Raw genomic sequence first — 24,261 nt, forward strand, 5'->3', positions numbered from 1 at the left:
TTACCCCTGCTGACTTAAGAATTCATCGATCTCTTTACGCCACGGAACGGAAGGCTGGGCGCCCTTGCGCGTCACCGCAATCGCGGCAGCGGCGTGAGCGAAGCGAATAGCGTCATCCATTTTCTTGCCTTCCAACAGCGCGGTCACCAGTGCACCATTGAAGGTGTCTCCCGCTGCGATGGTATCAATCGCTTTGACCTTAAAGCCCGGCACGCGACGGCCTTCGCCATTGACGCTTGCCCACACCCCACGGCTGCCAAGGGTGATAATCACGGTGCCGATGCCCTTATCATGCAGTGCACGCGCGGCTCGTGCGGCATCGTCATCATTTTCTACGCGAATGCCCGTCAGCTTTTCGGCTTCGGTTTCGTTCGGCGTAATGATGTCCACCAGCGCCAGCAGCTCGTCTGATAATACACGGGCAGGGGCCGGATTAAGTACGACAGTGGTATGATTTTCATGCGCAATTTTTGCGGCGGCCAGCACGCTTTCAACCGGTGATTCCAGCTGCATGAGCAGGGCTTCCGCTCCGGCGATGATAGCACGTTGCGCTTCTACGCGCTCCGTCGTCAGCGCAGCGTTAGCCCCAGCATGAATACCGATGACATTCTCACCTTCAGCGTTGACGAAAATCAGCGCCACGCCGGTAGATTCCTCTGCAACAACGCTGACCGGTGCGATATCAATGTTGTCGCTCGCGAGCTGCTTGCGTACACGCTCACCGGTATCGTCATCACCCGTGCAGGCGATAAACGCAATATTCGCCCCACTGCGACCCGCGGCCACGGCCTGGTTGGCACCTTTACCGCCAAATGCCACCTGATACTGATTACCCGTGACGGTTTCGCCCGGTGCAGGGAACGATTCAAGGTTAAGAATGTGATCGGCATTGATACTGCCAAGGACGACGAGGTTGCCTGCGGTTTTCATGGTTGGGTTGTCCATCTGAGAGCGCCACCGGTGTTACCCGGTGGCGTATGCCACACTTTTCTTTTATTGGTGTCCCTCAGGCAGCCAGCGACTGCCTGATTCGCCTTTTACTGCTTGATGACCAGCTTCAGGTCAACCGGGTATTTAGCCTGAACTTTTTCGCCCTTCAGCACTTTGTCGGCAGTTTCAACGCCAGTGGCGCCAATCTGCTCAGGCAGCTGAGCGATGGTCGCAGCCAGTTTGCCATCGTTTACTGCTTTTTCACCATCCGGCGTGCCGTCAAATCCGACAACCATCACATCAGATTTACCTGCAGTCTGCAGAGCACGCAGCGCACCGAGCGCCATTTCGTCGTTCTGCGCGAAGACCGCCTGCACATCAGGGTGTGCGGTCAGCAGGTTCTGCATGACGTTCAGACCTTTGGTACGATCGAAGTCTGCTGGCTGGCTCGCCAGCACGTTGAATTTGTGTGCAGCCACAGCCTGCTGGAAGCCTTCGCCACGCTCGCGGGCGGCAGACGTACCGGCAATCCCCTGCAGTTCGATAACTTTCGCGCCTTCGCCAGCTTTCTTCGCGATGTAATCACCCGCGATTTTGCCGCCCAGCACGTTATCAGACGCAATGTGGCTCACCACGTCGCCTTTGGTTGCCTGACGGTCCAGGGTGATCACCGGAATTTTCGCCTGGTTTGCCATTTTAACGGCGTTACCTACGGCGTCAGAGTCGGTTGGGTTGATCAGCAGAATCTTGGTGCCACGAACGGTTAAGTCCTGAACGTTAGCCAGCTCTTTCGCCGGGTTGTTCTGTGAATCCAGCACCACCAGGTTATAGCCCAGCTTGTCCGCTTCTTTCTGCGCACCGTCCTTCAGGGAGACGAAGAACGGGTTGTTCAGGGTTGAGACAACCAGCGCGATGGTATCTTTCGCCATGGCGTTAGCACTTACGGTTGCGCTCAGCGCGACAGCAGAAACCAGGGTAGCCAGTTTTTTCATGTTCATATCTAAGATGTCCTGTAGTGTCGTCAGTTACTGTTTTTTGTTGTCTACCAGTACCGCCAGCAAAATCACCACTGCCTTAACGATCATCTGGTAATAGGAGGAAACACCTAACAAATTCAAACCATTATTCAGGAAACCGAGAATCAGTGCGCCGATCAATGTCCCAACAATGCGACCTTTACCGCCCGCAAGACTCGTACCGCCCAGAACCACTGCCGCGATAGCATCCAGCTCATACCCCGTACCCGCCGTCGGCTGCGCGGAAGAGAGGCGCGCCACTTCGATAATGCCCGCCAGTGACGCCAGCAGACCGCACAGGGAGTAGACGATAACTTTGACTTTATTAACGCTGATACCGGACAGGCGCGTTGCCGCTTCGTTACCGCCCAGCGCATAAATATAACGGCCCAGACGGGTATGGTGCAGCATGTACCACGCCGCCAGGAAGACGATAGCCATGATCCAGACCGGTGTCGGAACACCCAGCGGGCGACCGATACCGAACCAGCCAAACAGATCGGCATTATCGGTGAAGCCGGTATTGACCGGGCTGCCGTTGGTATAAACCATGGTCACCCCGCGCAGCAGCAGCATCATCACCAGCGTGGCGATGAATGCCTGAACGCGACCTTTTGCCACAATCACGCCGGTGACGGCGCCAATCGCGGCCCCTGCCGCCAGGGCCGCGGCCACAGCCACCAGCGCGTTGACTTCAATCCCGACAAGCGAAGCGGCGATCGCGCCGGTAAGGGCCAGCAGGGAACCGACGGACAGATCGATACCTGAGGTCAAAATTACCAGCGTCATGCCGACCGCCATAATGGCATTCACCGACGTCTGCTGCAGAATGTTGAACAGGTTATTAACGGTGAAAAAGTTCGGGCTCATGGTCGATACAATCGCGATCAGCACCAGCAGGGCAATCAGCGATTTTTGCTCCATGAGCCACGCCTTTGTGAAATAGCGGCGACCAGAAACAGCCTGGGTAGTCATCTTCTTACTCCTGATTCACGCGATTAAGCTTGCCCACAGCGGCAGCCATCAGAACTTCCTGGGTGGCCTGCTCGCGAGTGAATTCACCGCCGAGATGCCCTTCATGCATAACGATAATGCGATCGCTCATGCCTAATACTTCTGGCATCTCGGAAGAGACCAGAATGATGCTCAGACCGTCGGCCTTAAACTGGTTAATCAGCTGATAGATCTCTTTCTTCGCGCCCACGTCCACGCCGCGGGTTGGCTCGTCGAGGATCAGCACTTTCGGGCGCGTCATCAGCCCGCGCGCAATCGCCACTTTCTGCTGATTCCCGCCGGATAACAGGCCAATCGCCTGCTCCATCGACGGGGTTTTGACGTTAAAGAGGCGGATAAAATCACTGACCGCCTGCTGTTCGTCTTTATGCTTCAGGCTTCCACCGCTATGGCTGAAATAGCGCAGCGCGGTCAGGGACATGTTCTCTTTTACCGACATGCCCAGCACCAGGCCATCGCGTTTGCGGTCTTCGGAGATATAGACGATGCCGTTCGCCAGACCATCCTGCGGAGAGCGGGTGACCACTTCATGTCCGTCAAGGGTGACATAACCGCTGGTGCGCGGCAGTGCGCCGTACAACACTTTCATCAGCTCGGTACGTCCCGCCCCCATCAGGCCCGCCACGCCCAGGATCTCGCCCTGGCGCAGGGTAAAGGTCACGTCGTTCACGCCCGGACCGCAGAGGTTGTCTACCTTCAGGCGGATCTCTCCCGGCGCTTTATCCAGATGCGGATATTGATCTTCAAGCTTACGTCCCACCATCATTTCAATGAGCGTATCTTCGGTCAGCGTGGCCACTTCGCGCTCGGCAATAAACTGCCCGTCGCGGAAAACGGTGACGTCGTCGCAGATCTCGAAGATCTCTTTCATGCGGTGAGAGATATAGACAATCCCGCGCCCCTGCGACTTCAGTTCGCGGATGACGCGGAACAGGGATTCGGTTTCAGTATCGGTCAGGGCGTCGGTCGGTTCATCCATAATGATGACCTTAGACTCAAAGCTCAGCACCTTCGCGATTTCCACCATCTGCTGATCGCCAATCGACAGATCGCCTACCAGACGGTCGCTCTTAAAGCGCAGGTTCAGCTTCGCCAGCAGCTTGTCCGCTTCAGCATACATAGTTTTCCAGTCGATTTTGCCGAACCGGTTAACAAACTCGCGGCCGAGGAAGATGTTTTCCGCAATGGTGAGCTGCGGGATCAGATTCAGCTCCTGGTGAATAATGCCGATACCCGCTTCCTGAGAAGATTTCGGGCCAGTGAAGGTGGTTTCTTTACCCAGCCAGAGGAGTGAACCGGCATCGCGTTGATAGATACCGGTCAGCACTTTCATCATGGTGGATTTGCCGGCGCCGTTTTCCCCCACCAGCGCCATTACGCGCCCGGGGTAGACGTTCAGCGCCGCGCCGGAGAGGGCTTTTACGCCCGGGAACGACTTATCGATCCCTTTGAGTTGCAGTAATGCGTCCATGATGGCCTCAGAAGGTGACGCCAGCACAGAGAATGATATTCGCATACGGGGAACACTCCCCGCTGCGAATTACCGCCTGACTGTCTGCGGTTTGTTGTTTGAACTGCTCGTGCGTTGTGTAACGAATTTCTATGGTGTTTCCCTGGTGTTGTTGCAGTTGCTCAATATGGCTGAGCAACGTTTCGTGGAGTTGCGGATTATGTTGTTTGATTTCCGCCGCGAGAATGGCTGCCTCAACCTGCATCTCCGCCGTCACGACTTCCAGTACCTGCATAAACGAAGGAACACCCTGCGTTAACGCCATATCAATACGGGTTGTGCTGCGCGGAACCGGTAAGCCTGCATCGCAAACCACCAGCGTATCGGTATGCCCCAGACGGGAAATAACCGATGAGATTTCTGAGTTGAGTACCGTGCCTTTCTTCATTTTCTTGCTCCACTAGCGAAACGTTTCGCTAAAAGTAGTGTAGCGCCAGAAATGTTCAGAAAACCATCATGACGTAACAGATTTGTGATCGACGTCGAAACGTTTCGCTAAGTGAAATATTGATGGGAGAAATAGCCCGACGGCGCTTCGCTTGCACGGGCCTACGGGTTTGGTAGGCCGGGTAAGCGCAGCGCCACCCGGCATTTTCGAAAGGACTTAAATCTCGACCTGCGTACCCAGCTCTATCACGCGGTTAGGCGGGATCTCAAACTGGTCAGGCGCGCGCAGGGCGTTACGCTGCAGGATCAGGTACAGCTTGCCGCGCAGGCGCAAATACCAAGGGCGCTTGCCGATGATAAGCGATTCGTGAGACATAAAGAACGACGTCTCCATCATCCGGCAGCTCAGCCCTTCAAGACCGCAGCGGTGGAACACCTCTTCCACGTTTGGCGTTTCACGCCAGCCGTAGCTCGCCACCACGCGCCAGAATGTCGGGGAGAGCTGCTCGATTTGCACGCGACGCACGTTGTGAACGTAAGGCGCATCTTCAGTGCGCAGCGTCAGCAGGATCACGCGCTCGTGCAGCACTTTGTTGTGCTTGAGGTTATGCATCAGCGCGAAGGGAATGACGTTCAGGGCGCGAGACATGTACACCGCGGTGCCCGGCACGCGGACCGGCGGGGATTTCTCCAGAGAAGCGATCATCGCCTCAAGAGAGTTCCCGTGCTCGTGCATGCGGCGCAGCAGACGGAAACGCTCGCTTTTCCAGGTGGTCATGACGATGAACATCACCAGACCCAGCGTCAGCGGCAGCCAGCCGCCGGAGACAATCTTGTCGAGGTTTGCGGAGAACAGCGGCACGTCAATGCACAGGAAGCCCACCAGAATCATCGCCACGAGGAATTTATTCCAGTGCCAGTTTCGGTACGCCACCGTGGTGGAGAGAAGCGATGTCAGCACCATCGTACCGGTTACCGCAATACCGTACGCCGCCGCCAGGTTGCTGGAGTGCTCGAAGCTGACGATAACAATCACAACCGCGAAATAGAGCAGCCAGTTAACGAACGGGATGTAGATCTGGCCCGACTCCATCTCTGAAGTATGGATGATGCGCATCGGCGAGAGATACCCCAGACGCACGGCCTGGCGCGTCAGAGAAAACACGCCGGAAATCACCGCCTGAGAGGCAATGACGGTCGCCAGCGTCGCCAGGATCAGCATCGGCACCAGCGCCCAGTCAGGCGCCAGCAGGAAGAACGGGTTCTTGATCGCTTCCGGATTTTTAAGTAACAGCGCGCCCTGGCCAAAGTAGTTCAGCACCAGCGACGGCAGTACCACAATAAACCAGGCCACGCGGATAGGCAGTTTCCCGAAGTGACCCATGTCAGCATATAGCGCTTCAACGCCGGTAATGGAGAGCACGACGGCACCCAGCGCCACGAAGGAAACCACTTTGTATTCAAGGAAGAAATGCACGGCCCAGTAGGGGTTCAGCGCATGCAGCACTTCCGGGTTAGCAATAATGCTGCGCAAGCCAAGCGCGGCCAGGATCAGGAACCAGGCCAGCATAATCGGCGCAAACAGTTTGCCCACCAGCCCGGTACCGTGCTTCTGGATCACAAACAGCAGCGTCAGCACGATTATGGCCAGCGGGACCACCCACGTATCAAGCTGCGGCGCAATGATCTCCAGCCCCTCTATCGCCGAGAGGACCGAAATCGCGGGCGTGATAACCACCTCGCCATAGAAGAAGCTGCCGCCAATCAGGCCGATAATCACCAGCACGGAGGTCATTCTGGCAGAGGTGTTGCGCCCTGCCAGGGACATCAGGGTCAGGATACCGCCTTCGCCCGCGTTATCAGCGCGCATAACGAAGGAGAGATATTTAACAGAAACCACCAGGATCAGCAGCCAGAAGATGAGGGACAGGAAGCCAAATACGGCATCGCGCTCAACACCAAAGCCAAACTGGCCGGACAGACATTCACGAAGCGTATAAAGCGGGCTGGTGCCAATATCACCGTAGACAACCCCGATCGCCGCAAGCGTTATTGCGGGTAATGATTGCTTATTATCAGTGCTCATAGACTAGTCTTTTCGTTTGAATAACAAATGTGTTCCTGGTCCCTTGGCCCACAAAAAGCGCACAGTATGCACGATTCAATGCAAAATCGTACCCCTAAATGCAACCGCATTAATGTAGCGCAAAGAAAATTGCGCCGCACTTCAGTCTATTACCAGCCCTGACTGAAACGTCTATACTCGCTTCAATTGGCCGCCACGACGGCGAAAGGATGCAAAACTATTATGGCTCACTCACATTTATTAGCAGAAAGAATTTCCCGCCTCAGCAGCGCGCTGGAGAAAGGCCTTTTCGAGCGTAGCCACGCCATTCGCCTCTGTTTACTGGCGGCGTTGAGCGGCGAGAGCGTGTTTTTGCTGGGTCCGCCGGGCATTGCCAAAAGCCTGATTGCCCGCAGGCTAAAATTTGCTTTTCAGAACGCCCGCGCCTTCGAATATCTCATGACCCGGTTTTCCACCCCAGAAGAAGTTTTTGGCCCGCTTTCCATTCAGGCACTGAAAGATGAGGGACGCTATCAGCGTCTGACAGAAGGGTATCTTCCGGAGGCTGAAATTGTCTTTCTTGATGAGATCTGGAAAGCGGGACCGGCCATTCTGAACACCCTGCTCACGGCGATAAACGAACGTCGGTTCCGCAACGGCGCCAGTGAAGAAAAAATCCCAATGCGCCTGCTGGTGGCCGCCTCAAACGAACTGCCTGAAGCCGACAGCAGCCTGGAAGCGCTGTATGACCGTATGCTGATCCGCCTGTGGCTGGACAAAGTACAGGATAAATCCAACTTCCGCTCCATGCTGGTCAGCCAGCAGGACGAGAGCGAAAATCCGGTACCCGCTTCGCTGCAGGTGACGGATGAGGAGTACCACCAGTGGCAGCAGGATATTGGCAAAATCAAATTGCCGGACGCGGTATTCGAGCTGATCTATCTGCTGCGTCAGCAGCTTGATCACCTTCCCTCGGCGCCCTATGTCTCCGATCGCCGCTGGAAAAAAGCGATCCGTCTGCTGCAGGCTAGCGCCCTGTTTAGCGGCCGCGATGCCGTTGCCCCCATCGATCTGATCCTGCTGAAAGATTGCCTCTGGCACGACGCGGAAGGTATGAATCTGATGCAGCAGCAGCTTGACGTTTTGATGACCGGACACGCCTGGGGGCAGCAGGCGATGCTCAATCAACTGGGGGCGATTGCCCAGCGGCGCATCCAGCTTCAGCAGCAGCAAAGTGATAAAACCGCGCTGAAAGTGAATCGCCTGGGGGGGATGTTCGCACGCAAACCGCACTATGAATTACCCACCGAACTCACCAGCCCGACGCTGACCCTGCTGCTCCAGCAACCGCTTAAGCTGCATGATATGCAGGTGGTGCATGTGACGATTGAGCGCGAGGCGCTGGCACAGTGGCTGGATAAGGGCGGAGAGATCCGTGGAAAGCTCAACGGCATCGGTTTCGCGCAGCCGCTGAATATGGAAGTGGACAGCAGCCAGCATCTGGTAATCCGCGACGTCAGCCTGCAGGGATCGCGTCTGGCGCTGCCGGGCACCTCCTCGGACAGCGTACCGGAAGAGATTAAGCAGCAGCTGGACGCGCTGGATACGGAATGGCACCAGCAGCACACCCGCTTTAGCGAGCAGCAAAAGTGCCTCTTTATTCATAGCGACTGGTTAGGTCGCATCGAAGCCAGCCTGCAGGACGTCAGCGCGCAGATTAAACAGGCGCGTCAATGCTAACTCTGGATACGCTTAACGTCATGCTGGCCGTCAGCGAGGAAGGGTTGATCGAAGAAGTGGTCATAACCCTTCTGGCTTCGCCGCAGCTGGCAGCCTTCTTTGAAAAATTTCCGAAGCTCAAAAAGGCGATGACAGACGATCTTCCGCGCTGGCGGGAAAATTTGCGTCAGCGGTTCAGGGAGACCGAAGTTCCGCCTGAGCTAACGGAAGAGGTGGCCTGTTATCAGCAGTGCCAGCGGCTCTCCACATCGCAGTTTATCGTTCAGCTTCCGCAAACCCTGACGCTGCTCGACAAGGTCCACTCTCCGTTTGCCAGCCAGGCCCGGGCGCTGGTCACGGATAACGCCACGTTCACTCCCGCACTGCACACCCTCTTCTTACAGCGCTGGCGCCTCAGCCTGGTGGTGCAGGCCACGACGCTAAACCAGCAGCTGCTGGACGAAGAGCGCGAACAGCTGCTCAGTGAAGTTCAGGAGCGCATGACCTTAAGCGGCCAGCTTGAGCAGGTGCTGGTGGAGAATGAAAACGCCGCAGGGCGTCTCTGGGATATGAGCGCCGGTCAGCTCCGGCGCGGGGACTATCAGCTGATCGTCAAATACGGCGATTTTCTGGCGCAGCAGCCCGAGCTGATGAAGCTTGCAGAACAGCTGGGACGTTCAAGGGAGGCAAAGTCGGTTCCAAAGAAGGATGCCCCGATGGAAACCTTCCGCACCCTGGTGCGTGAGCCGGCCACCGTTCCAGAGCAGGTCGACGGGCTCCAGCAGAGCGATGATATTCTGCGCCTGCTGCCCACGGAACTGAGCACGCTCGGGATGACCGAGCTGGAGTATGAGTTTTACCGTCGGCTGGTGGAAAAACAGCTCCTCACCTACCGGCTGCACGGCGAAGCCTGGCGCGAAAAGGTAAGCCAGCGTCCTGTGGTTCATCAGGATTTTGATGAACAGCCGCGCGGGCCATTCATAGTTTGCGTGGATACGTCCGGATCGATGGGTGGGTTTAACGAGCAGTGTGCGAAGGCGTTCTGTCTGGCACTGATGCGCGTGGCGCTCGCCGATCGCCGTCGCTGCTTCATCATGCTGTTCTCCAGCGAAGTCGTGGGCTATGAGCTGACGAACCAGCAGGGGATCGAGCAGGCAATCCGCTTCCTGAGCCAGCGTTTTCGCGGTGGAACCGATCTGGCAAGCTGTTTTCGCAGCATTGTGGAGCGTATGCAGGACGGCGACTGGTACGACGCTGACGCAGTGGTGATTTCCGATTTTATTGCCCAGCGGCTGCCGGATGATGTGGTCAATAAGGTGAAGGAATTACAGCGGGTGCATCAACACCGTTTTCATGCGGTGGCGATGTCCGCCCATGGAAAACCCGGCATCATGCGCATCTTCGATCATATCTGGCGCTTTGATACCGGGCTGCGTAGCCGCCTGCTCAGACGCTGGCAGCGTTAATTACAGAAGAGAGCCAACGCTTTCACGTACCTGCTGCGGCCAGACACCACACTGAACCTGACCGATATGAGGTAATTGCAGCAGCAGCATGGTCAGACGGGACTGGCCGATACCGCCGCCAATCGTCTGCGGCATTTCGCCGCGCAGCAGCGCCTGGTGCCACTCGAGTTTGAGACGGTCTACATCACCGGTGACCGCCAGCTGGCGCTTCAGCGCGTCAGCATCCACGCGGATCCCCATAGAAGAGAGCTCGAATGCGTCTTCCAGTATCGGGTTCCAGACAAGAATATCGCCGTTCAGCCCGGCAAATTCGCCCTCACCCGCAGTACTCCAGTCATCATAATCAGGCGCACGAACGTCGTGGCGTTTGCCATCAGACAATTTGCCGCCGATACCGATCAGGAACACAGCACCTAATTCTTTGGCGATCGCACGCTCGCGGCCTTTGGCATCCAGATCCGGGAAACGGGTCAGCAGTTCCTGGCTGTGGACAAAGTGGATCGTATCCGGCAGGAACGTTGCCAGACCAAACTCTTTGCTCACTGCCGCTTCGGTTGCTTTGATCCCGGCGTAGATCGCCTCAACGGTGGATTTCAGCGTGCCGATATGACGTTCACCATCACCCATTACGCGCTCCCAGTCCCACTGGTCAACGTAAACAGAATGAATCGGTGAAAGGCGATCTTCATCAGGGCGAAGGGCTTTCATGTGCGTGTAGAGCCCTTCGCCCGCGCTGAAGTCGTGTTGTCCCAGGGTCTGACGCTTCCACTTCGCCAGTGAATGAACCACTTCGAACTGGGCGTCTGGCAGTGTTTTCACTTTCACCTGTACCGCTTTTTCGCATCCAGAGAGGTTATCCTGCGTCCCGTCACCCACGCGGCTGAGGATCGGTGCCTGGACTTCAATCAGCCCGAGCTTCTCTTCCAGCTGGCGGGAAAAATGGGATTTTACGAAACTGATCTGGCGTTGTTTTGCGATGTAAGCGGTTTTCATTATTTATACTCCTGCGTCCTGTTGATATTGATTAAGCAACAGAAATGGCACCTTATTCAATAACCCATCAACAAAAAGCCGCCTTCACTTTTGATTCGATAAAATATAGCGCTAGAATAAAGTGATTCATTAATCTTCATAAGAAAAAGCTATGGAAAATTATCAGATCGACAATCTTGACCGCGGCATTCTGGAGGCGTTAATGGCCAATGCCCGTACCGCCTACGCCGAACTGGCGAAACAGTTTGGCGTCAGCCCGGGAACCATTCACGTTCGCGTAGAGAAGATGAAGCAGGCAGGGATCATTACCGGTGCTCGCATTGACGTCAGCCCAAAGCAGCTGGGTTACGACGTCTGCTGCTTCATCGGCATCATTCTTAAAAGCGCCAAAGACTACCCTTCCGCCCTGGCGAAACTGAACGCGCTGGATGAAGTCACCGAGGCGTACTACACCACCGGGCACTACAGCATCTTTATTAAAGTTATGTGCCGATCCATCGACGCGCTCCAGCAGGTACTTATCAACAAGATCCAAACAATCGATGAAATTCAGTCCACCGAGACCCTGATCTCCCTGCAAAACCCGATCATGCGTACCATCCGCCCGTGATCGGGCAAATTCATTCCCACATTTTCCACAGGTAGATCCCAGCTCGTTCACAGCGTACAATGGCCCTCTCTTTATCTGAGCGAGCGATCAATGGCGGACATTACCCTTATCAGCGGCAGCACCCTTGGTGGTGCGGAATACGTAGCGGAACATCTGGCTGAAAAGCTGGAAGAGGCGGGCTTTTCCACGGAAACCCTGCACGGCCCGTTGCTTGAAGATCTCCCGACTGACGGGGTCTGGCTGCTGATCACCTCCACGCACGGCGCGGGGGATCTGCCGGATAATCTGCAACCTTTATATGACGAACTGCTGGAACAGCAGCCCGACCTGTCAAACGTCCGTTTTGGCGCAGTGGGGATCGGCAGTCGTGAATATGACACCTTTTGCGGGGCAATAGAGAAAGTCGAAGCCGCTGTGACCTCCTGCGGAGCAAAACAGCTGGGTAAAACGCTCAAGATCAACATCCTCGATCATGACATTCCCGAGGATCCAGCCGAGATCTGGCTCGCGGAATGGAAAAATTTACTCAAAAACGATTAAAGATCGCGCGAACAGATGTGGATAACTCTGGTTAAAAGCTCGTATTAACCCGTAGTTATCCAAATAACAACCGTAGCGCAGTTTTTGGCCTGTGTATAAAGTCGCGATCTGATCCCAGCTTATACGGTCCAGGATCACCGATCATTCACAGCAAACGATCCTTTCTAACTGCATGATCTTCTTTATGAGATCGGACTTATCCACACAGGTTCGCGATCCTAATAAGAGATCACAATAGAACAGATCTCTAAATAAAAAGATCTTCTTTTTAATAGCCCAGGATCCCAATGCTTTCTCGAAAGACTAAAGTTGAGTAGAATCCACGGCCCGGGCTTCAATCCATTTTCATACCGCTTTACGCGAGGCAGACCACCATGTTTTATCAGGATCCTTTTGACGTCATCATCATTGGCGGGGGTCACGCAGGCACTGAGGCCGCAATGGCCGCAGCTCGAATGGGTCAGCAGACCCTGCTTTTGACACACAATATCGACACGCTGGGACAAATGTCCTGTAATCCGGCGATTGGCGGCATTGGGAAAGGACACCTGGTAAAAGAAGTGGATGCACTTGGCGGCCTGATGGCGAAAGCGATCGATCGGGCCGGCATCCAGTTTAGGATACTAAACGCGAGTAAAGGTCCCGCTGTGCGTGCGACCCGTGCCCAGGCAGACCGCGTGCTTTACCGTCAGGCGGTGCGTACCGCCCTGGAGAATCAGCCGAACCTGATGATCTTCCAGCAGGCGGTTGAAGATCTAATCGTTGAGAACGATCGCGTCGTGGGTGCCGTGACCCAGATGGGCCTCAAATTCCGCGCCAAAGCCGTGGTGCTGACCGTGGGTACATTCCTTGACGGTAAAATTCATATCGGTCTGGATAACTACAGCGGCGGCCGTGCTGGCGATCCGCCGTCTATTCCACTGTCTCGCCGTCTGCGCGAACTGCCGCTGCGCGTTAGCCGCCTGAAAACCGGTACGCCGCCGCGTATTGATGCGCGCACCATTGATTTCAGCGTGCTGGCGCAACAGCACGGTGATAACCCAATGCCGGTCTTCTCGTTCATGGGCAATGCGGCACAGCATCCGCAGCAGGTGCCGTGCTATATCACGCATACCAACGAGAAAACCCACGACGTGATCCGCAATAACCTCGATCGCAGCCCCATGTACGCCGGCGTGATCGAAGGGATCGGTCCGCGCTACTGCCCGTCGATCGAGGACAAAGTGATGCGCTTCGCCGATCGCAACCAGCACCAGATCTTCCTGGAGCCGGAAGGGCTGACCTCGAACGAAATTTACCCGAACGGCATCTCCACCAGCCTGCCGTTTGACGTGCAGATGCAAATTGTTCGCTCAATGCAGGGCATGGAGAACGCAAAAATCGTTCGCCCTGGCTACGCTATTGAGTACGATTTCTTCGATCCGCGTGACCTGAAGCCAACCCTGGAGAGCAAATTCATCCACGGTCTGTTCTTTGCGGGTCAGATTAACGGCACCACCGGCTACGAAGAAGCTGCTGCACAGGGCCTGCTTGCAGGTCTGAACGCCGCGCGTTTCTCTGCTGAGAAAGAGGGCTGGGCACCCGGCCGTTCTCAGGCGTATCTGGGCGTGCTGGTTGACGATCTCTGCACGCTGGGTACCAAAGAACCGTACCGTATGTTTACCTCTCGCGCGGAATATCGCCTGATGCTGCGTGAAGATAACGCCGACCTGCGTTTGACCGAAATCGGCCGCGAGCTGGGTCTGGTCGATGACGAACGCTGGGCGCGCTTTAACGAGAAGCTGGAGCGCATTGAACAGGAACGTCAGCGCCTGAAAACCACCTGGGTGAATCCGCAGGCGGAAACCGCTGCCGAAGTAAACGCTTACTTAACCGCGCCGATGTCGCGCGAGGCCAGCGGTGAAGATTTGTTGCGCCGTCCTGAAGTCACCTACGAGAACCTGGTCAAACTGACCGCGTTCGCGCCGGGCCTGGAAGATGCTGAAGCGGCAGAGCAGGTTGAGATCCAGGTTAAGTACGAAGGTTACATCGCGCGTCAGCAGGATGAGATCGAAAAACAGCAGCGTAACGAAAACACGCTGCTGCCGGAAATGCTGGACTACCGCCAGGTGACTGGCCTTTCCAACGAAGTGATCGCCAAGCTGAACGATCACAAACCGGTCTCGATCGGCCAGGCCTCACGTATCTCCGGCGTCACGCCTGCAGCGATTTCCATTCTGCTGGTGTGGCTGAAAAAGCAGGGCATGCTGCGCCGTAGCGCGTAAGGCCCGGAATATTGCCCGGTGGAGCAGCGCTTACCGGGCCTACTGAACCCGTAGGGCGGGTAAGCCAAGCGCCACCCGCCACCTAAGTTTTCCAACAGGTATTCACCGTGCTCAACAAACTCTCTCGTCTGCTGGATCAGGCAGGTATTTCGCTCACCGATCACCAGAAAAATCAGCTGGTGGCCTATGTCGATATGCTGAACAAATGGAATAAAGCGTACAACCTGACGTCTGTTCGCGACCCCAACGAGATGCTCGTTCGCCACATTCTCGACAGCATCGTGGTTGCCCCTTATCTGAAAGGTGAGCGTTTTATCGACGTGGGGACGGGCCCTGGTCTGCCGGGCATTCCGCTGTCGATTGTTCGCCCTGAGAGCCATTTCACGCTTCTGGACAGTCTTGGCAAGCGTGTGCGCTTTTTACGTCAGGTACAGCATGAGCTGAAGCTTGAAAATATAACGCCCGTGCAGAGCAGGGTAGAGGCGTTCCCGGCAGAGCCGCCGTTTGACGGGGTTATCAGCCGCGCATTTGCGTCGCTCAATGATATGGTGAGCTGGTGCAAGCACTTACCTGCTGAGAATGGCCGCTTTTATGCGCTAAAAGGGCAGTTGCCAGGCGATGAGATTGAACAGCTTCCGGACGGTTTTGCTGTTGAATCCATCGAGAAATTGAACATTCCTCAGCTCGATGGCGAACGTCATCTGGTGATAATTAAGCCAAACAATTTTTAAAAAATTAATAAAAAATGTGGAATTTGTGCTGTTCTTCGCATGTTAAAAAACAGCACAACTACAGGGGATTTACTGGTGAGCTTTTAACCTCGTTTTCACTAAGGTTTTTCTTCTGGTTAACCTGGCGACTATTCTTCCCCTGGAAGATAGTCATCTGTGAAAATATAAGTCTGCTAAAAGTGGAAAGCAGTAACCAGAACGCAATGTTAATTATTTATTAAGAATGTCAATAAAACGTTTTTATTGTGTACCGGGCTGTTTTGAAAATAGTTGCGACATTTTGCGTTTAATTTCATAAAGATAAATTTCTGCGATTTGCGCCTTTGATAAATACAACCTTATCGCAAATGTGTGTTTTGTGATCTCGTGCACGCTTTATCGACAACGTTTTCGCGCTGTTTGCAGTTTTGGTCGAAGGTTGGTGCTTTACTCGAAAGTTAAAAAATAGCGGTGGGGAAAAATATTTAAACATTTATTCACCTTTTCGCTACTTAATGTTTGAAATCACGGGTGCGCACCGTATAATTTGACCGCTTTTTGATGCTTGACTCTGAGCCTTAAAGGACGTTTTATACGACACGCGGCATACCTCGAAGGGAGCAGGAGTAAAAACGTGATGTCTGTGTCGCTCTTGAGTAGAAACGTTGCTCGTAAGCTTCTGTTCATTCAGTTTCTGGCTGTGATAGCAAGTGGACTGCTGTTTAGCCTCAAAGACCCCTTCTGGGGCATCTCCGCCGTGTGCGGGGGTTTGGCAGTTGTGCTGCCAAACGTGTTGTTTATGATTTTTGCCTGGCGTCATCAGGCGCATACACCCGCCAAAGGCCGCGTGGCCTGGTCCTTCGCTCTCGGCGAAGTGTGTAAGGTGTTGCTGACCTTTGCTCTACTGGTGATGGCGCTGGCGGTTTTGAAAGTGGTCTTCATGCCGCTGATAGCAACGTGGGTTTTGGTGCTGGTGGTACAAGTTCTGGCTCCAGCTGTAATCAATAACAAAGGGTAAAAGGCATCATGGCTTCAGAAAATATGACGCCGCAGGATTACATAGGTCACCATCTGAATAACCTTCAGTTGGACCTGCGTACATTCTCGCTGGTGGATCCACATAACCCCCCGGCCACCTTCTGGACGATCAACATCGACTCCATGTTCTTCTCGGTGGTTTTGGGTCTTCTGTTCCTGGCCATGTTCCGCGGTGTTGCTAAACGAGCGACCAGCGGTGTACCAGGGAAATTCCAGACCTTCATCGAAATGATCATCGGCTTCGTCCATGGCAGCGTCAAAGACATGTACCATGGCAAGAGCAAGCTGATTGCTCCGCTGGCCCTGACCGTGTTCGTTTGGGTCTTCCTGATGAACCTGATGGACCTGCTGCCAATCGATCTGCTGCCGTTTATCGGTGAGCACATCTTCGGCCTGCCAGCGCTGCGTGTTGTACCGTCTGCGGACGTGAACATCACCCTGTCGATGGCACTGGGCGTATTTATCCTGATTCTTTTCTACAGCATCAAAATGAAAGGCGTAAGCGGCTTTGTGAAAGAGCTTACCTTGCAGCCGTTCAACCACTGGGCGTTTATTCCGGTCAACCTGATCCTGGAAGGCGTTAGCCTGCTGTCCAAACCTGTTTCACTGGGTCTGCGACTGTTCGGCAACATGTATGCGGGTGAGCTGATTTTCATTCTGATCGCGGGTCTTCTGCCGTGGTGGTCACAGTGGGTTCTGAATGTGCCGTGGGCCATTTTCCACATCCTGATCATTACGCTGCAAGCCTTTATCTTCATGGTTCTGACGATCGTCTATCTGTCGATGGCGTCTGAAGAGCACTGATTTTTTACCAACACTACTACGTTTTAATTGAAACAAACTGGAGACTGTCATGGAAAACCTGAATATGGATCTGCTGTACATGGCTGCCGCTGTGATGATGGGTCTGGCGGCTATCGGTGCTGCGATCGGTATCGGCATCCTCGGGGGCAAATTCCTGGAAGGCGCAGCGCGTCAACCTGATCTGATTCCTCTGCTGCGTACTCAGTTCTTTATCGTTATGGGTCTGGTGGATGCTATCCCAATGATCGCTGTAGGTCTGGGTCTGTACGTGATGTTTGCTGTCGCGTAGTAGTAGTTTTAAAACCCTAAGCCACAGATATTAAAGAGGTATTGTGCTGTGAACATGAACGCAACAATCCTCGGCCAGGCCATCGCGTTTATTCTCTTTGTCTGGTTCTGCATGAAGTATGTATGGCCGCCTTTAATGGCTGCCATCGAAAAACGTCAGAAAGAAATTGCTGACGGTCTGGCTTCTGCAGAACGCGCTAAGAAAGATTTGGACCTTGCACAGGCCAACGCGACAGACCAGCTGAAAAAAGCGAAAGCGGAAGCTCAGGTTATCATCGAACAGGCTAACAAACGCCGTTCGCAGATCCTGGACGAAGCCAAAGCTGAAGCAGAACAGGAACGTACTAAGATCGTGACACAGGCTCAGGCAGAAATTGATGCTGAGCGTAAACGTGCTCGTGAAGAACTGCGTAAGCAGGTTGCGATTCTGGCTGTTGCTGGCGCCGAGAAGATCATCGAACGTTCCGTGGATGAAGCTGCTAACAGCGACATCGTGGACAAACTTGTCGCTGAACTGTAAGGAGGGAGGGGCTGATGTCTGAATTTGTTACGGTAGCTCGCCCCTACGCCAAAGCAGCTTTTGACTTTGCTGTCGAACACCAAAATGTCGATCGCTGGCAGGATATGCTGGCGTTTGCCGCTGAGGTGACGAAAAACGAACAAATGGCTGAGTTGCTTTCCGGTGCGTTAGCACCTGAAACTCTCGCCGCGTCGTTTATCGCCGTGTGCGGAGAGCAACTGGATGCCAACGGCCAGAACCTGATTAAGGTGATGGCAGAAAATGGTCGTCTCCGTGTGCTCCCGGATGTTCTCGAGCAGTTTGAGCACTTACGTGCCCTTAGTGAAGCAACCGCTGAAGTCGAAGTGACTTCTGCGACTGAACTGAGTAATGAACAGCTTGCGAAAATCACCGCCGCGATGGAAAAACGTCTGTCACGCAAAGTTAAGCTGAATTGCAAAATCGATAAGTCTGTAATGGCAGGCGTAATCATCCGTTCGGGTGATATGGTCATTGATGGCAGCGTACGCGGCCGTCTTGAACGCCTTGCAGACGTCTTGCAGTCTTAAGGGGACTGGAGCATGCAACTGAATTCCACCGAAATCAGCGAACTGATCAAGCAGCGCATTGCTCAGTTCAGTGTTGTGAGTGAAGCTCACAACGAAGGTACTATTGTTTCTGTAAGTGACGGTGTTATCCGCATCCACGGCCTGGCCGATTGTATGCAGGGTGAGATGATTTCCCTGCCGGGTAACCGTTACGCTATCGCACTGAACCTGGAGCGCGACTCCGTAGGTGCAGTTGTGATGGGTCCATACGCTGACCTCGCCGAAGGCATGAAGGTTAAGTGTACTGGCCGTATTCTGGAAGTACCGGTTGGCCGTGGCCTGCTGGGTCGCGTTGTTAACACCCTGGGTGCGCCAATCGACGGTAAAGGTCCGGTTGAGCACGATGGCTTCTCTCCAATCGAAGTTATCGCACCAGGCGTTATCGACCGTCAGTCCGTAGATCAGCCTGTTCAGACAGGTTATAAGTCCGTTGATGCCATGATCCCAATCGGTCGTGGTCAGCGTGAACTGATCATCGGTGACCGTCAGACCGGTAAAACCGCGATGGCTATCGACGCCATCATCAACCAGCGTGACTCCGGCATCAAATGCGTGTACGTGGCCATCGGCCAGAAAGCGTCCACCATTTCTAACGTGGTTCGTAAACTGGAAGAGCACGGCGCACTGTCTAACACCATCGTTGTGGTAGCGACCGCGTCTGAATCTGCTGCACTGCAATACCTGGCGCCTTACGCCGGTTGCGCAATGGGCGAATACTTCCGTGACCGCGGTGAAGATGCGCTGATCGTATACGATGACCTGTCTAAACAGGCTGTTGCTTATCGTCAGGTTTCCCTGCTGCTCCGTCGTCCACCTGGACGTGAAGCGTTCCCTGGCGACGTATTCTACCTCCACTCTCGTCTGCTGGAGCGTGCTTCCCGCGTTAACGCGGAATACGTCGAGAACTTCACCAAAGGTGAAGTGAAGGGTAAAACGGGCTCTCTGACCGCTCTGCCGATCATTGAAACCCAGGCGGGTGACGTTTCTGCGTTCGTTCCGACCAACGTAATCTCTATTACCGATGGTCAGATCTTCCTGGAAACCAACCTGTTTAACTCCGGTATTCGTCCGGCAGTTAACCCGGGTATCTCCGTATCCCGTGTTGGTGGTGCTGCTCAGACCAAGATCATCAAGAAACTGTCCGGTGGTATCCGTACCGCGCTGGCACAGTATCGTGAACTGGCTGCGTTCTCTCAGTTCGCATCCGATCTGGACGAAGCAACCCGTAAACAGCTGAGCCACGGTCAGAAAGTGACCGAGCTGCTGAAGCAAAAACAGTACGCACCAATGTCTGTTGCTCAGCAGGGCCTGGTACTGTTCGCGGCTGAACGCGGTTACCTCGAAGATGTGGAACTGGCGAAAATCGGTAGCTTCGAAGCCGCTCTGCTGGCTTACGTCGACCGTGATCACGCTCCGCTGATGCAAGAGATCAACCAGACCGGTGGCTATAACGACGAAATCGAAGGCAAGCTGAAAGCTATCCTCGATTCCTTCAAAGCAACCCAATCCTGGTAATCGTCCGGCGGCTTGTCTCAGGACAAGCCGCCTGGCATTGAGGAGAAGCTCATGGCCGGCGCAAAAGAGATACGTAGTAAGATCGCAAGCGTCCAGAACACGCAAAAGATCACTAAAGCGATGGAGATGGTCGCCGCTTCCAAAATGCGTAAATCGCAGGATCGCATGGCGGCCAGCCGTCCTTATGCAGAAACCATGCGCAAAGTGATTGGTCACCTTGCAAACGGTAATCTGGAATATAAGCACCCTTACCTGGAAGAACGCGACGTTAAGCGCGTGGGCTACCTGGTGGTGTCGACCGACCGTGGTCTGTGTGGCGGCTTGAACATTAACCTGTTCAAAAAACTGCTGGCGGATATGAAAGCATGGTCTGAAAAAGGCGTTCAGTGCGATATCGCAATGATCGGCTCTAAAGGCGTCTCTTTCTTTAACTCCGTTGGTGGCAACATTGTCGCTCAGGTGACCGGTATGGGTGATAACCCGTCCCTGTCCGAACTGATCGGCCCGGTTAAAGTGATGTTGCAGGCTTATGATGAAGGCCGTCTGGACAGACTGTACGTTGTCAGCAACAAATTCATTAACACCATGTCTCAGGTTCCAACGCTCACTCAGATGCTGCCGTTACCGGCATCAGAAGATGGCGAGCTGAAGCAAAAAACCTGGGATTACCTGTATGAACCCGATCCGAAACCGCTGCTGGATACCCTGCTGCGTCGTTACGTTGAATCTCAGGTTTATCAGGGCGTTGTAGAAAACCTGGCCAGCGAGCAGGCCGCACGAATGGTGGCGATGAAAGCCGCGACCGATAATGGCGGCAGCCTGATTAAAGAGCTGCAGTTGGTTTACAACAAAGCTCGTCAGGCCAGCATTACTCAGGAACTCACCGAGATCGTCTCGGGGGCCGCCGCGGTTTAACCAGGTTTACGAATTACGTAGAGGATTCAAGATGGCTACTGGAAAGATTGTCCAGGTAATCGGCGCCGTGGTGGACGTCGAGTTCCCTCAGGACGCCGTACCACGCGTGTACGACGCGCTTGAGGTACAGAATGGTAACGAGAGCCTGGTGCTGGAAGTTCAGCAGCAGCTCGGCGGCGGTATCGTGCGTACCATCGCGATGGGTTCTTCCGACGGTCTGCGTCGTGGTCTGGAAGTAAAAGACCTTGAGCACCCGATCGAAGTCCCGGTAGGTAAAGCAACACTGGGTCGTATCATGAACGTATTGGGTCAGCCAATCGACATGAAAGGCGACATCGGTGAAGAAGAGCGTTGGGCTATCCACCGCGCGGCACCTTCCTACGAAGAGCTGTCCAGCTCTCAGGAACTGCTGGAAACCGGTATCAAAGTTATCGACCTGATGTGTCCATTTGCGAAGGGCGGTAAAGTTGGTCTGTTCGGTGGTGCGGGTGTAGGTAAAACCGTAAACATGATGGAGCTGATCCGTAACATCGCGATCGAGCACTCCGGTTACTCCGTATTTGCGGGTGTAGGTGAACGTACTCGTGAGGGTAACGACTTCTACCACGAAATGACCGACTCCAACGTTCTGGACAAAGTATCCCTGGTTTACGGCCAGATGAACGAGCCACCTGGAAACCGTCTGCGCGTTGCGCTGACCGGCCTGACGATGGCTGAGAAGTTCCGTGACGAAGGCCGTGACGTTCTGCTGTTCGTTGATAACATCTATCGTTACACCCTGGCCGGTACGGAAGTATCTGCACTGCTGGGTCGTATGCCTTCAGCGGTAGGTTACCAGCCTACGCTGGCGGAAGAGATGGGTGTTCTTCAGGAACGTATCACCTCTACCAAAACCGGTTCTATCACTTCCGTTCAGGCGGTATACGTACCTGCGGATGACTTGACTGACCCATCTCCAGCAACCACCTTTGCGCACTTAGATGCAACCGTGGTACTGAGCCGTCAGATCGCGTCTCTGGGTATCTACCCGGCCGTTGACCCGCTGGACTCCACCAGCCGTCAGCTGGATCCACTGGTTGTTGGTCAGGAGCACTACGACACCGCGCGTGGCGTACAGTCTCTGCTGCAGCGTTACCAGGAACTGAAAGACATCATCGCCATCCTGGGTATGGATGAACTGTCTGAAGAAGACAAACTGGTGGTAGCACGTGCGCGTAAGATCCAGCGCTTCCTGTCCCAGCCGTTCTTCGTTGCGGAAGTATTCACCGGTTCTCCAGGTAAATACGTTTCCCTGAAAGACACCATCCGTGGCTTTAAAGGCATCATGGAAGGCGAATACGATCACCTGCCAGAGCAGGCGTTCTACATGGTTGGTTCCATCGAAGAAGCTGTGGAAAAAGCCAAAAAACTTTAACGCCTTAATCGGAGGGTGATATGGCAATGACTTACCACCTGGACGTCGTCAGCGCAGAGCAACAAATGTTCTCTGGTCTGGTCGAGAAAATCCAGGTAACGGGTAGTGAAGGTGAACTGGGTATTTTCCCGGGTCACGCACCGCTGCTCACCGCCATTAAGCCTGGTATGATCCGCATCGTTAAACAGTTCGGTCACGAAGAGTTTATCTATCTGTCCGGCGGCATTCTTGAAGTGCAGCCTGGCAGTGTGACCGTTCTGGCCGATACCGCTATTCGTGGCCAGGATCTCGACGAAGCGCGAGCCCTGGAGTCGAAGCGTAAGGCTGAAGAGCACATTAACAGCTCTCATGGTGACGTGGATTACGCTCAGGCGTCTGCGGAGCTGGCCAAAGCGATCGCGAAACTGCGCGTTATCGAGTTGACCAAAAAAGCGATGTAACACCGGCTTGAAAAGCACAAAAGCCAGTCTGGATACCAGGCTGGCTTTTTTTTTCGGCCTTAATTCATGATGAAAAAGATGTAGAATTTTAAGCATCAAACGTTTTTACTTCACACTCAAACTACCGTCAGGATGCGTATGTCAAACAGTGCGATGAGCGTGGTGATCCTTGCCGCTGGCAAAGGGACCCGCATGTATTCCGATCTGCCTAAAGTGCTTCACACGCTTGCTGGAAAGCCAATGGTGCAGCATGTCATTGATGCAGCAAATGAACTGGGTGCCAATCAGGTCCACCTGGTCTACGGCCACGGCGGCGATCTTCTTAAAAAGACGCTGAGCGACGACAAGCTCAACTGGGTGCTTCAGGCTGAACAGCTGGGCACAGGTCATGCGATGCAGCAGGCAGCACCGTTCTTTGCGGATGACGAAGACATTTTGATGCTCTACGGCGATGTCCCGCTGATCTCCGTTGAAACCCTGACTCGCCTGCGTGAAGCCAAACCGCAGGGCGGCATCGGTTTATTAACCGTCGTGCTGGACGATCCAACCGGTTATGGCCGTATCACCCGTGAAAACGGTAACGTCACGGGTATTGTTGAGCACAAAGATGCCAGCGATGAACAGCGCCAGATTCAGGAGATCAACACCGGTATCCTGATTGCCAATGGCGCGGATATGAAGCGCTGGCTGTCCAGACTCGACAACAACAACGCGCAGGGTGAATTCTACATCACCGACATCATTGCTATGGCGTATCAGGAAGGACGTGAGATTGCGGCGGTTCATCCGGCGCGTATTAGCGAAACCGAAGGGGTGAATAACCGCCTTCAGCTTTCCCGTCTGGAGCGTGTTTATCAGTCCGAGCAGGCTGAAAAACTGCTTCTGGCAGGTGTGATGCTGCGCGATCCGGCGCGTTTCGATCTGCGTGGTTCGTTATCTCACGGTCGTGACGTTGAAATTGATACTAACGTTATCCTCGAGGGTAACGTGACGCTGGGCAACCGCGTCAAAATCGGTGCCGGCTGCGTGATTAAAAACAGCATTATTGGTGACGACTGCGAAATCAGCCCGTACAGCGTGGTGGAAGATGCCCGTCTGGACGTGGCCTGTACCATCGGCCCGTTTGCGCGTCTGCGCCCGGGCGCAGAGCTGCTGGAAGGCGCTCACGTGGGTAACTTCGTGGAAATGAAAAAAGCGCGTCTGGGTAAAGGCTCGAAAGCCGGTCATCTGACCTATCTGGGCGACGCGGAAATTGGCAATAACGTGAATATTGGTGCAGGGACCATAACCTGTAACTATGACGGCGCGAATAAGTTTAAAACCATCATTGGTGATGATGTGTTCGTGGGCTCCGATACGCAGCTGGTGGCGCCTGTTACCGTGGGTAACGGGGTGACCATTGCAGCCGGAACAACCGTAACGCGCGATGTGGCCGAGAACGAGCTGGTGTTAAGCCGCGTTCCGCAGGTCAGCAAACAGGGCTGGAAACGTCCGGTGAAGAAAAAGTAACGGATTT

At 54.3% G+C, this 24,261-nt stretch carries 23 protein-coding genes; 16 read left to right on the plus strand and 7 right to left on the minus strand.

From position 1 onward, the window contains the following. The 6 genes from rbsK to kup all read right to left on the minus strand — a co-directional run bounded on the left by rbsK (position 1) and on the right by kup (position 6,943). Positions 1 to 930 (minus strand): ribokinase, encoded by a 930-nt coding sequence (gene rbsK / locus ELK40_RS22445; protein ID WP_127732858.1) that lies wholly within the window; start codon positions 928 to 930, stop codon positions 1 to 3. A 107-nt stretch (positions 931 to 1,037) separates the two neighbouring features. Further along, the gene (rbsB, locus tag ELK40_RS22450; RefSeq protein WP_008503498.1) at positions 1,038 to 1,928 is read right to left on the minus strand and encodes a ribose ABC transporter substrate-binding protein RbsB; all 891 of its coding nucleotides are present in this window, start codon (positions 1,926 to 1,928) and stop codon (positions 1,038 to 1,040) included. A gap of 27 nt (positions 1,929 to 1,955) precedes the next feature. Next, positions 1,956 to 2,921: a ribose ABC transporter permease gene (gene rbsC, locus ELK40_RS22455; RefSeq protein ID WP_021242657.1), complete on the minus strand. Its 966-nt coding sequence runs from the start codon at positions 2,919 to 2,921 to the stop codon at positions 1,956 to 1,958. A gap of 4 nt (positions 2,922 to 2,925) precedes the next feature. Further along, positions 2,926 to 4,431 (minus strand): ribose ABC transporter ATP-binding protein RbsA, encoded by a 1,506-nt coding sequence (gene rbsA, locus ELK40_RS22460; RefSeq protein ID WP_021242658.1) that lies wholly within the window; start codon positions 4,429 to 4,431, stop codon positions 2,926 to 2,928. A gap of 7 nt (positions 4,432 to 4,438) precedes the next feature. Beyond that, entirely contained in the window at positions 4,439 to 4,858 is a 420-nt protein-coding gene (rbsD, locus tag ELK40_RS22465) for a D-ribose pyranase (protein WP_003862392.1), read from the minus strand. 216 nt (positions 4,859 to 5,074) lie between these two features. After that, positions 5,075 to 6,943 carry a low affinity potassium transporter Kup gene (gene kup, locus ELK40_RS22470; protein ID WP_008500202.1) on the minus strand — a complete coding sequence of 623 codons (1,869 nt, stop codon included), beginning with the start codon at positions 6,941 to 6,943 and terminating at the stop codon, positions 5,075 to 5,077. Between the two features lie 222 nt (positions 6,944 to 7,165). On the opposite strand from kup, the gene ravA reads away from it, so the two are divergent. Both ravA and viaA read left to right on the plus strand, forming a co-directional pair. Next, positions 7,166 to 8,662, plus strand: coding sequence for an ATPase RavA (gene ravA / locus ELK40_RS22475; protein WP_127732681.1), 1,497 nt, complete (start codon positions 7,166 to 7,168; stop codon positions 8,660 to 8,662). Beyond that, positions 8,656 to 10,107, plus strand: coding sequence for an ATPase RavA stimulator ViaA (gene viaA / locus ELK40_RS22480; RefSeq protein ID WP_127732683.1), 1,452 nt, complete (start codon positions 8,656 to 8,658; stop codon positions 10,105 to 10,107). The genes ravA and viaA overlap by 7 nt, the downstream gene beginning before the upstream one ends. On the opposite strand, the gene asnA is transcribed toward viaA, so the two are convergent. Further along, on the minus strand, positions 10,108 to 11,100 hold the full coding sequence (gene asnA / locus ELK40_RS22485; protein ID WP_115876780.1) for an aspartate--ammonia ligase: 993 nt from the start codon (positions 11,098 to 11,100) through the stop codon (positions 10,108 to 10,110). Positions 11,101 to 11,251: 151 nt separating this feature from the next. Here asnA and asnC point away from each other — a divergent pair, with 151 nt between their 5' ends. The 14 genes from asnC (at position 11,252) to glmU (ending at position 24,254) form a co-directional block, all read left to right on the plus strand. Continuing rightward, entirely contained in the window at positions 11,252 to 11,710 is a 459-nt protein-coding gene (gene asnC, locus ELK40_RS22490) for a transcriptional regulator AsnC (RefSeq protein ID WP_008500198.1), read from the plus strand. Positions 11,711 to 11,800: 90 nt separating this feature from the next. After that, positions 11,801 to 12,250, plus strand: coding sequence for an FMN-binding protein MioC (mioC, locus tag ELK40_RS22495; RefSeq protein ID WP_127732685.1), 450 nt, complete (start codon positions 11,801 to 11,803; stop codon positions 12,248 to 12,250). A 374-nt stretch (positions 12,251 to 12,624) separates the two neighbouring features. Then, on the plus strand, positions 12,625 to 14,514 hold the full coding sequence (gene mnmG, locus ELK40_RS22505) for a tRNA uridine-5-carboxymethylaminomethyl(34) synthesis enzyme MnmG (RefSeq protein ID WP_127732687.1): 1,890 nt from the start codon (positions 12,625 to 12,627) through the stop codon (positions 14,512 to 14,514). A gap of 107 nt (positions 14,515 to 14,621) precedes the next feature. Further along, positions 14,622 to 15,245 carry a 16S rRNA (guanine(527)-N(7))-methyltransferase RsmG gene (gene rsmG, locus ELK40_RS22510; protein ID WP_115876778.1) on the plus strand — a complete coding sequence of 208 codons (624 nt, stop codon included), beginning with the start codon at positions 14,622 to 14,624 and terminating at the stop codon, positions 15,243 to 15,245. Positions 15,246 to 15,861: 616 nt separating this feature from the next. Continuing rightward, entirely contained in the window at positions 15,862 to 16,242 is a 381-nt protein-coding gene (gene atpI, locus ELK40_RS22515; protein WP_008500194.1) for a F0F1 ATP synthase subunit I, read from the plus strand. 8 nt (positions 16,243 to 16,250) lie between these two features. Next, a complete protein-coding gene (atpB, locus tag ELK40_RS22520) occupies positions 16,251 to 17,066 on the plus strand; it encodes a F0F1 ATP synthase subunit A (protein WP_008500193.1) in 816 nt (271 codons plus the stop codon). Between the two features lie 49 nt (positions 17,067 to 17,115). Continuing rightward, on the plus strand, positions 17,116 to 17,355 hold the full coding sequence (gene atpE / locus ELK40_RS22525; RefSeq protein WP_000429386.1) for a F0F1 ATP synthase subunit C: 240 nt from the start codon (positions 17,116 to 17,118) through the stop codon (positions 17,353 to 17,355). Positions 17,356 to 17,403: 48 nt separating this feature from the next. After that, positions 17,404 to 17,874, plus strand: coding sequence for a F0F1 ATP synthase subunit B (atpF, locus tag ELK40_RS22530; RefSeq protein ID WP_014072436.1), 471 nt, complete (start codon positions 17,404 to 17,406; stop codon positions 17,872 to 17,874). 14 nt (positions 17,875 to 17,888) lie between these two features. Further along, complete coding sequence (gene atpH, locus ELK40_RS22535; protein WP_023309790.1) at positions 17,889 to 18,422, plus strand: F0F1 ATP synthase subunit delta; 534 nt, start codon at positions 17,889 to 17,891, stop codon at positions 18,420 to 18,422. Positions 18,423 to 18,434: 12 nt separating this feature from the next. Then, a complete protein-coding gene (gene atpA, locus ELK40_RS22540) occupies positions 18,435 to 19,976 on the plus strand; it encodes a F0F1 ATP synthase subunit alpha (RefSeq protein ID WP_006808751.1) in 1,542 nt (513 codons plus the stop codon). Between the two features lie 51 nt (positions 19,977 to 20,027). Further along, the gene (gene atpG, locus ELK40_RS22545) at positions 20,028 to 20,891 is read left to right on the plus strand and encodes a F0F1 ATP synthase subunit gamma (RefSeq protein ID WP_024907886.1); all 864 of its coding nucleotides are present in this window, start codon (positions 20,028 to 20,030) and stop codon (positions 20,889 to 20,891) included. 31 nt (positions 20,892 to 20,922) lie between these two features. Continuing rightward, positions 20,923 to 22,305 carry a F0F1 ATP synthase subunit beta gene (gene atpD / locus ELK40_RS22550; protein ID WP_003862362.1) on the plus strand — a complete coding sequence of 461 codons (1,383 nt, stop codon included), beginning with the start codon at positions 20,923 to 20,925 and terminating at the stop codon, positions 22,303 to 22,305. A gap of 20 nt (positions 22,306 to 22,325) precedes the next feature. Further along, positions 22,326 to 22,745 (plus strand): F0F1 ATP synthase subunit epsilon, encoded by a 420-nt coding sequence (locus tag ELK40_RS22555; RefSeq protein WP_003862360.1) that lies wholly within the window; start codon positions 22,326 to 22,328, stop codon positions 22,743 to 22,745. A 138-nt stretch (positions 22,746 to 22,883) separates the two neighbouring features. Next, a complete protein-coding gene (gene glmU / locus ELK40_RS22560; RefSeq protein WP_115876777.1) occupies positions 22,884 to 24,254 on the plus strand; it encodes a bifunctional UDP-N-acetylglucosamine diphosphorylase/glucosamine-1-phosphate N-acetyltransferase GlmU in 1,371 nt (456 codons plus the stop codon). Positions 24,255 to 24,261 lie beyond the last annotated feature (7 nt).

The organism is Enterobacter sp. N18-03635 (assembly GCF_004006055.1).
In the GTDB taxonomy this organism is placed as follows: Bacteria; Pseudomonadota; Gammaproteobacteria; order Enterobacterales; family Enterobacteriaceae; genus Enterobacter; species Enterobacter vonholyi.